Source organism: Clostridium sp. 1001271B_151109_B4 (genome assembly GCF_015670405.1).
In the GTDB taxonomy this organism is placed as follows: domain Bacteria; phylum Bacillota; class Clostridia; order Clostridiales; family Clostridiaceae; genus Clostridium.
The window spans coordinates 226142-233889 of sequence record NZ_JADPBQ010000002.1 but is presented as its reverse complement, the minus strand read 5'-3'; the positions used below and the strand labels follow the sequence as shown (position 1 = coordinate 233889).

Genomic DNA, 7748 nt, shown 5'->3' with positions numbered 1-7748 from the left:
TTCGAACCCTCCTTTTTTTATCGGCTATTATCAAAATTTATTTTGATACAGCCCCTTTTAAATTTATAATTATAATAAGATTAGGTATTTATTACATATACTATTTAGATGAAAAAAATAATAATTTAATGAGGTAATTCATGGATAGTATTAATAAAGTATTAAATGCTATGAATGGTGGATGTAGTTCTATGAGTTGGACTACAGAAGATAATAAACATCTATGGGGAAGAAACTTTGATTTTAATTGTATTGCTGAAGAAAGTAAAATAATATATATTCCTAAAGGTAAGAGTTATTATGGATGTGGGACAAGAGTAGAAAATAACATAGTTGAAAAAACAAAAACTGTATCAAAGTATGCAGCTGTTGGAACAGGAATAAGGCTTATGCAATCTACACCAATTTTGTATGAAGGTGTTAATGAAAAAGGTGTAATGGGTGGTCAGTTAGCTTATCGTTGCTTTGCTAAATATAATGATAAAAAAGCTAAAGGTACAATAGCTGTGCAGCCCCCGTTTCTTGTTACATATCTTTTAACGAGATGTAAAAGTGTAGATGAAATTGTTGATATGATTGAAAATAAAATTACTTTAATGAATATACCCATACTTGGACAAGTACCATCAATTCATTGGATATTTTCAGATAAAACAGGTGAAGCTGTTATTATTGAGCCAGATAAAACAGGAGTAAGCATTTATCGTAATTCCATGGGAGTTATGACTAATAGTCCAAGCTATTCTTGGCATTGTTTAAATTTATTAAATTACTTTAATATTAGAAATTTAGATTATGAGACTTTAGATATTAATGGAGAAAAATTAAATAAGTGTTTCACGGGAGATGGTGCAATGGGACTTCCAGGAGATTGTTCTTCTACATCAAGGTTTATTCGGTTATCATTTTTGAAGAAGTATGCTGTTAAGGGGATAGATGAAGAGGAGGGAGTTAGCAATATTATTCATTTATTTAATAATGTTGCAGTGCCTCTTGGTTTAGTTGAATTATCAGAAAAAAATAATACAATTGTGTATGATGAATGTTTAGAACGGTATGAGTATACAATTTATACAGCTGTAATGTGTGCTGAATCATTAAGGTTTTATTGGGTAACATATGAAAATCAAAGAGTTCAATGTATAGATTTAAATGATTTATTAGATGTTGATGATTATGTTGAATATGATCTTAATAGGATACCTGATTTTAAGTATATTACTAAGAAATAGATATATATAAATAATATAGCATTATTGTATTTTTACCATATGCCTTTAGGGGGTTGGTATTTGAAAATGCTCATAATAAAATTATAGAGGAAAAGATTGAAGCAGGGGCCTGGTATTATATATTTGTTGAAAAGGCTGAGCCTAGTGCTAATACTATTAAAAATAAATTAAAATACTAATATATTGCTTTGCTTCAAAATAATGTTATTTTGATTACTATAGTATAAATGGTTAATAATATAAGTTATAAAAATAGGGATGTCTATAATGGCATGACTGACCTATAGTAGACAGTTAAAATAATAAAATTTTATATCATTTACACTGTTTACTTGATAGGGGCAGTTCAGTCATATATGGACATCCTTTTTAGTATCAAAACTTTAAAAGTGTTTATTATTATTCTTCAAATCTTTTATGAATTTAATAATTATATCCTGTTCTTGTGATGAATAATTATCAGCTATTTTTAAAAGAAAGTTATGATTTTCTTTATGAAGTTGATTATGAATTATATTAATCTTTTCTCCTAGCCTAGTTAATTTATAGAAAATCTTTTTTTGATTACTGTCATCTTTATATGTAGTAATAAGATTTTTTTCTATTAAACGATTGGCTATTTTAGAAACTCCACCTCTAGTCATGTTTAATTTTTCAGCGATCATAATTCCATTAGGTTCTTTTATATTTGCAATACAGGATATTACGTGGCATTCTGTATGTGTAATCAGATTAAAATTAATAATTTCATTTTCTTTCAATAATTGTGTAAGTTGTTCATTACTATGTGAATATTTTTTTTCCTCAAATTGTGTAATTAAATCTTCAATCTCACATGCAATAATTTCAGTTTTTGTATTCAAAAGTATAACCTCCTATCAAATGTATACTAGGAAACATAATTATTTTAATAATTTTAGTAACATTTGTAAAGCGGATGTAATACATAATTTTTAATAATGTTGACGCGGAAACATAATGGTGGTATTATAATCATGTTTCCTAGGAAACAATATTTGTTAGTTACCATGAAGAGGAGGTAAATAAACATGAAGATTTTTTATTTTACAGGCACTGGAAATTAATTATATATAGCTAAAAGATTTGGAGGAGAACTTTATTCTATTCCTCAAGTATTAAAAGGAAAAGAGTATGTTTTTGAAGATGAAAAGATAGGAATAGTTTTTCCCACTTATGGACTTTCTGTACCAACTATCGTAAAGGAGTTTATAACAAAAGTGACACTGAATAGTCCTTATATATTTGCTATTATGACTTGTGGAAATAATAATGGAGATGCAACAAAGTATTTTACTTCTTTTGCTAAAAAGAATGGGGTAAGGATCAGTTATTCTAATAAGATAGCTATGGTAGGAAATCATATACCACTTGTAGATATCGAAGAACAAAAATCTACAGATAAAAATATAGAAGAGAATATAAATCAATTAATAAAAGATGTATCTAACAATAGAATGTATATCAATAATGGAATTGCAGTAGGCGCCATTCTAAGGAATCTTGTAAAATTTATAAATGTTATTCATCCAATAGATAGTGTGGATAATTTTCATGTAAATGAAGAGTGTATTAAGTGTAGCACATGTATAAAAGTATGCCCAAGGGAAAATGTATCTTATGATAAATCAAAAAATATTATATTCGGTAAGCATTGTGAATCTTGTCTTTCGTGTGTAAATAACTGTCCTAAAAAGGCCATTAAAGTCAAAGGCGATAAGAATCCAAGTTCTAGATTTAGGAATGAAAATATTTCATTAAAAGAAATCATAGAGTCTAATAATTAGTAAATTAAATAAGTAGGAGTAACTCCTACTTATTTAATTATAAATATTATTTTAACTAATTCGTACTATTTATAATAAACTTATTAATCAAATATGTTACCTAAAATTTTGAAACAGCTCTTTAATATTTCTTGTAATTCATTTTCTCCTTCTTTTTCACCACATTTAACCCAAGATTCCAAAAATGCTGAAATACATGAGGTTAGTGTTCTCATCAAATATTCTGCTTGTATATCAGTTATAGTGGTATCAGGAAAGAAAATTCTTTATGGGGAGCTAGATATTTCATATGAGCATTGTAAATAAAGTCCATCCTATTAGAATCAACTATAGCCTTTAATAGCACTCTATTTTCCATCCATAGTCGTATGAATCTTAGAGTAGTTTCTTCGGTACTAAAATATTCCATAGTTGTATGCTCATAATTTACCTTTTCAAAAATTTGTTCACATAAATATGAAAGAACATCAGAGGTATTATCAAATAGTCTGTAGAAAGTAGCTCGACTAACAGAAGATGCTCTCTGAATATCTGAAATTGTAATTTGGTCTATATTTTTTTCATTTAGGCATTGTAAAAATCCTTCACAAATTAGTCTAGCTGATTTTTGTGCTCGTTTATCATTTTGGATATGATACATTTTTAGCCTCCCTTGTATTATAAGTTGTAGCGTTATTGTATAATAAAAAACGTTTTGATACAATAGTCTCACAAAATCATGATATATACTTAAGGGGGATAAATATATGGAAAAATTTATTAAAGGTTGGCTTTCATGCTGGCTATATGTCATAACTGCAATCGGTAGTTTTCTTACTATATTACTTATCGGTAATTGGAATATATGGACTGTACCAACTAAATTAGCTGTGGCATCTGTTATTAGTTTGGTACTTCATGTATTGGAAGAATGGAAGTTTCCAGGTGGATTTTACTATATGTATAATTTACAACATGGCTCAAAGGAAGAAATTGCAGACCGTTATCCAATGAATCAGCTTACTGATATGTTGACTAATTTCATTCCTATTGCTTTTGGTTGTATTATGCTTTGTTTTGGAATGCCTTATATTGTTTGTCTAATATGGTTTTTACTATCTGCTATGGAAGTATTTGTTCATACACTTGCAGGCTTCCAAATGAAAAAAAGATTTGCTACTAAGGGAAAGAAGACTATATATAATCCAGGGTTTGCTACTACTTATTTATGCTTCCTTCCTGTATTTATTGGTTTTATCATTTCTTTCTTTAAATATCGTATGCCTACAATTTTAGAGATACTTCTTGCTATCGTGTTTACTCTGATTATGGCAAGAATTTGTATAAACTGGGCAGAGGATATATTTAAGAGTAAGAACTCTCCTTATCCATATAACTGGGGCAAAGGCTATTTTGATAAATTTGTTTCATCTAATCAAAGTGTAATAAAATAAGAAAATTATATAAAAGCTATAAAAAATAACTGTATTTAATAGGCAAAATATTATAATTGCCAATATACAGCTATTTTTTGTTTTAGGTTATATTATTTATTAAGTTATTTTATAAGTATTTTTTCCAAGATGCCTATTTGTAATATAATCTACTTGCAAAATTCAAATTTGTTGAATTAGGATTATACTCAAATAATTAACGTATATACAAATAATAATGCTAATAAGTCCATCTTTAAAAATTGGCCAATAATTCACTCTATTATTAAAAACATATATTTCTGCTATTCTTGATAAATCTTTTTTTGTTGCTTTTCTAATATTCATTATTTATATCTCCTCAATAAATTCCTATGAAACTATATAATAATATACCTTTTTACAATCCATTTAATTGTATATCAACATGAATTAGAAAATAACTACATTATTTGTTTTAAATAGAAAATTTTCAGTTCAATACAGAAAAATTAAAAGCATAGGCGATGAGGAGTATGATTTATAATTTTATATTTGATACAATAGTAATTAGTTGGTAAAAGTGAGAGTATTTAATAATGATTAAACTTTCTTTAACAAGACAGATTTTATTTTTGTTACCATTAATAGTTGTATTACCTTTATTTATGGGCATTGATGGAATAATGTATTCTGGTCCTATTGCTGACTTTATTGCAGGAAATGTATCAATAGTAATGATATATGTTGAGTTTAAGGATATAGGTAGTAATAGGGTTTCTCAAAAGAAAGTTGTTTAATGATAATGACTTAGATGGTTCAATTAGAAATTAAGATAAAATATTTAATTGAATATAATTTTCATGGAAATAACTTGCTATCAATATGAATTATTTACAAAGTGAATTCTTAATTTAAGAAGGAATTTTAACTCTACATTAAGGTTAATATACCTATCTAGGTTCTACTAGATAGATATATTAATCTTTTATTTATCCTTTTTTATTTCAAGTGATGCAAAAGCTTGCACTCTATCACAACATTCAACTTGATATTCTGGTATAGAGTAAGGAGAGTTTATATCTTTAAGTAGTTGCACTGGTAAAATAGTAGTTACAATTAGGGCTATAATAAATGCTATAGCACCAAAAAGCCAATCCCATCCAGTTACTAGATTATTATTAACAACATACATTATGTAGTAAATGCTTATTGGAACAAATAGAAAAATTACTGAAGCTAATCCAGGATTATACCAAGTTTTCATTCCACGATTCATTTTAATTCCATGTCCTAATAATTGAAATAGATTAAAAAACATAGTTGCAAGCCCAAGCCAAATAAACTGTGGCCAAATTATAGCAGCAATATAAAAAATATAAGCTGAATTATTTACTATCATTGAAGATTGCATATTTCCAGGAAAGTTACGGAAGTTAACTTTTTCACCGAAATTAGCTTTATTTATAACAACAGGACCGCCACCAGGTAATACATACTCTTCAAACTGATGAACAAGCAGTGCCATAAAACTAAACATAAGAATATTCTGAATAGGAGTTAATATATTAACGCCCCAAAATCCCATAAAAAATGATAAGAAAATAAAAGCAACTATAGTGAGCTTATACCAATTATTACGATAAAAATTCATAATATACCTCCTCTTGGTTTAATATATATTTAACTTAATAGTATATGCTAGTATTTAAAAGGTAAGTTTAATTTGTGCATAGCAACTTTTAAATATCTAGCAAACTATCATATAATAATTATAACAATGAAATATTGCTCATCAACCAACAGTTATAGTGTTGATTGTTGGATTTTATGGAGGGATAGAAAGAGTGAATAAACAACCAGAAGTATGTAAACAAACTAAAGCAAACTTGATAGAAGCATTTTGGCATTTGTATAAGGATAATAAGTTATATAAGATAAAAATTAAAGATATAACAGATAAAGCAGGTTATAATCGTAGTACATTTTATGAATATTTTTTTAATATTGATGATTTGCTTGAATATGCTGAAGAACAACTCATTAATAAAATGATTCAGCAATTAGAAGAGGCGGTGGAGAATTTTGATTCAGAAGAGCTTATTGTGAAAGCTGCAAAAGTGTATGAATATTATGGATATTATTTAAGTATATTACTTGGTCCTACAGGAGATCCTGCCTTTGCAGAAAAATATAAAGCAGCTGTTAAATTATTGATTATTAAAAAATTTAATCTAAAAGAAGATGATTTTCGGATTGATATCTTATGTGAATATAGTTTTGGAGCTATTTTATATTCAATTACTTATTGGTATAAAAATGGTAAGTCTTTTTCAGCTGAAGAGCTTGCCTCATTATTATATACAATAATGAAAAAGGGAATGTTTTCAGTATTAACATAAATGTGAATCAATATCTTATTGTTGATTTTCCAACATACGTTTTAAAACTGTCGGTTGATAAGGCAACAGGTGTAAATTATAATTCCATTATGTAAGAAGCAAGGAGGTCATAAAATGAAGAAAAGTATTAAAAGTTGGTATTATATTTCAGTTTATATTGCAAGTATGTTTGCCTTAATACTAGCAGTGGGAGAGTGGACACTAAGAGAAAAAACATTATTGATTTCACTAGTATTTATATTTCTACACTTTTTTGAGGAATTTGGATTTCCAGGAGGATTTCCTTGGATTGGTATGAAAGTTGAAAAGAACATAAACGATACTAATCCTAAGAATTGGCCATTTAATCAAATTGCGGCAATGTTTGGTAATGTATGGTTTGCAGTAGTTGTATATTTGTTACCTTTATTTTTACCAAAGGTTCGTTTTTTAACTTTGGCTGTTATTCTTTTTGCATTTGCTGAAGTCTTAATGCATTTAATAGTATTTAATATTGCACTAAAGAGTTGGTATAATCCAGGATTATTTACATCAATATTTGGTTTACTACCTGTTTCTGTATTTTATTTAAGTAAAACATTTGGTATGCATATATATACTGGAACAGACTTTATTATAGCTTTAGTATGGATTGTATTTAACTATTGGGTTGCATTTCGCTCTCCAATATTTAAGCGTTTGATAAAAATGCCAGACTATGAATTTACAACTGAAGAAGTTTATCGTGCAAAGAAATATATAGATAAATTTAAATAAAAGAAGATTGTTTAATGACATTATTTATATTAAATAAAGTGGTAGATTGAAACTATTATAAAGGGAGTAAAAGAAAGATTTAAAGTATTTCTTTTACTCCTTTTAATCTTTGATAAGCATTGTATGGAAGTAAACAACTTTATTTCTTGAAATAATAGATTG

12 protein-coding genes are annotated in these 7748 nt (G+C 27.3%); 7 read left to right on the top strand and 5 right to left on the bottom strand.

What is annotated here, in order from left to right:
• Positions 1–140 precede the first annotated feature (140 nt).
• Positions 141–1232, top strand: coding sequence for a linear amide C-N hydrolase (locus tag I4V63_RS02750; protein WP_195999765.1), 1092 nt, complete (start codon positions 141–143; stop codon positions 1230–1232).
• A 53-nt stretch (positions 1233–1285) separates the two neighbouring features.
• Positions 1286–1411: a hypothetical protein gene (locus I4V63_RS15750; RefSeq protein ID WP_279325739.1), complete on the top strand. Its 126-nt coding sequence runs from the start codon at positions 1286–1288 to the stop codon at positions 1409–1411.
• A gap of 204 nt (positions 1412–1615) precedes the next feature.
• On the opposite strand, the gene I4V63_RS02745 is transcribed toward I4V63_RS15750, so the two are convergent.
• Positions 1616–2095: a MarR family transcriptional regulator gene (locus I4V63_RS02745; RefSeq protein ID WP_195999764.1), complete on the bottom strand. Its 480-nt coding sequence runs from the start codon at positions 2093–2095 to the stop codon at positions 1616–1618.
• A 228-nt stretch (positions 2096–2323) separates the two neighbouring features.
• On the opposite strand from I4V63_RS02745, the gene I4V63_RS02740 reads away from it, so the two are divergent.
• Complete coding sequence (locus I4V63_RS02740; protein WP_347707714.1) at positions 2324–3037, top strand: EFR1 family ferrodoxin; 714 nt, start codon at positions 2324–2326, stop codon at positions 3035–3037.
• Positions 3038–3120: 83 nt separating this feature from the next.
• On the opposite strand, the gene I4V63_RS15745 is transcribed toward I4V63_RS02740, so the two are convergent.
• Together I4V63_RS15745 and I4V63_RS02735 are read right to left on the bottom strand one after the other, a co-directional pair.
• A complete protein-coding gene (locus tag I4V63_RS15745) occupies positions 3121–3252 on the bottom strand; it encodes a hypothetical protein (protein ID WP_279325738.1) in 132 nt (43 codons plus the stop codon).
• Between the two features lie 23 nt (positions 3253–3275).
• Entirely contained in the window at positions 3276–3677 is a 402-nt protein-coding gene (locus I4V63_RS02735; RefSeq protein WP_195999763.1) for a TetR/AcrR family transcriptional regulator, read from the bottom strand.
• A gap of 106 nt (positions 3678–3783) precedes the next feature.
• Here I4V63_RS02735 and I4V63_RS02730 point away from each other — a divergent pair, with 106 nt between their 5' ends.
• Positions 3784–4470 (top strand): HXXEE domain-containing protein, encoded by a 687-nt coding sequence (locus I4V63_RS02730; RefSeq protein ID WP_195999762.1) that lies wholly within the window; start codon positions 3784–3786, stop codon positions 4468–4470.
• Between the two features lie 162 nt (positions 4471–4632).
• On the opposite strand, the gene I4V63_RS15555 is transcribed toward I4V63_RS02730, so the two are convergent.
• Positions 4633–4797, bottom strand: a complete 165-nt coding sequence (locus I4V63_RS15555) for a hypothetical protein (RefSeq protein WP_243280431.1) — start codon at positions 4795–4797, stop codon at positions 4633–4635.
• A 230-nt stretch (positions 4798–5027) separates the two neighbouring features.
• Here I4V63_RS15555 and I4V63_RS02720 point away from each other — a divergent pair, with 230 nt between their 5' ends.
• Positions 5028–5228 (top strand): hypothetical protein, encoded by a 201-nt coding sequence (locus tag I4V63_RS02720; RefSeq protein ID WP_243280430.1) that lies wholly within the window; start codon positions 5028–5030, stop codon positions 5226–5228.
• A gap of 188 nt (positions 5229–5416) precedes the next feature.
• Here I4V63_RS02720 and I4V63_RS02715 read toward each other — a convergent pair whose 3' ends face one another.
• The gene (locus I4V63_RS02715) at positions 5417–6082 is read right to left on the bottom strand and encodes an HXXEE domain-containing protein (protein ID WP_195999761.1); all 666 of its coding nucleotides are present in this window, start codon (positions 6080–6082) and stop codon (positions 5417–5419) included.
• Positions 6083–6275: 193 nt separating this feature from the next.
• Between I4V63_RS02715 and I4V63_RS02710 the strand changes: the two genes are divergently transcribed.
• Entirely contained in the window at positions 6276–6830 is a 555-nt protein-coding gene (locus I4V63_RS02710) for a TetR/AcrR family transcriptional regulator (protein ID WP_195999760.1), read from the top strand.
• 114 nt (positions 6831–6944) lie between these two features.
• Positions 6945–7586: an HXXEE domain-containing protein gene (locus I4V63_RS02705; protein ID WP_195999759.1), complete on the top strand. Its 642-nt coding sequence runs from the start codon at positions 6945–6947 to the stop codon at positions 7584–7586.
• The last annotated feature ends 162 nt before the right edge of the window (positions 7587–7748 follow it).

What these genes read in the sequence shown, in the direction of transcription:
- I4V63_RS02750 (WP_195999765.1), top strand. Translation starts at nt 141, where the DNA reads ATGGATAGTATTAATAAAGTATTAAATGCTATGAATGGTGGATGTAGT.
- I4V63_RS15745 (WP_279325738.1), bottom strand. Translation starts at nt 3,252, where the DNA reads ATGAGAACACTAACCTCATGTATTTCAGCATTTTTGGAATCTTGGGTT.
- I4V63_RS02735 (WP_195999763.1), bottom strand. Translation starts at nt 3,677, where the DNA reads ATGTATCATATCCAAAATGATAAACGAGCACAAAAATCAGCTAGACTA.
- I4V63_RS02730 (WP_195999762.1), top strand. Translation starts at nt 3,784, where the DNA reads ATGGAAAAATTTATTAAAGGTTGGCTTTCATGCTGGCTATATGTCATA.
- I4V63_RS15555 (WP_243280431.1), bottom strand. Translation starts at nt 4,797, where the DNA reads ATGAATATTAGAAAAGCAACAAAAAAAGATTTATCAAGAATAGCAGAA.
- I4V63_RS02720 (WP_243280430.1), top strand. Translation starts at nt 5,028, where the DNA reads ATGATTAAACTTTCTTTAACAAGACAGATTTTATTTTTGTTACCATTA.
- I4V63_RS02715 (WP_195999761.1), bottom strand. Translation starts at nt 6,082, where the DNA reads ATGAATTTTTATCGTAATAATTGGTATAAGCTCACTATAGTTGCTTTT.
- I4V63_RS02705 (WP_195999759.1), top strand. Translation starts at nt 6,945, where the DNA reads ATGAAGAAAAGTATTAAAAGTTGGTATTATATTTCAGTTTATATTGCA.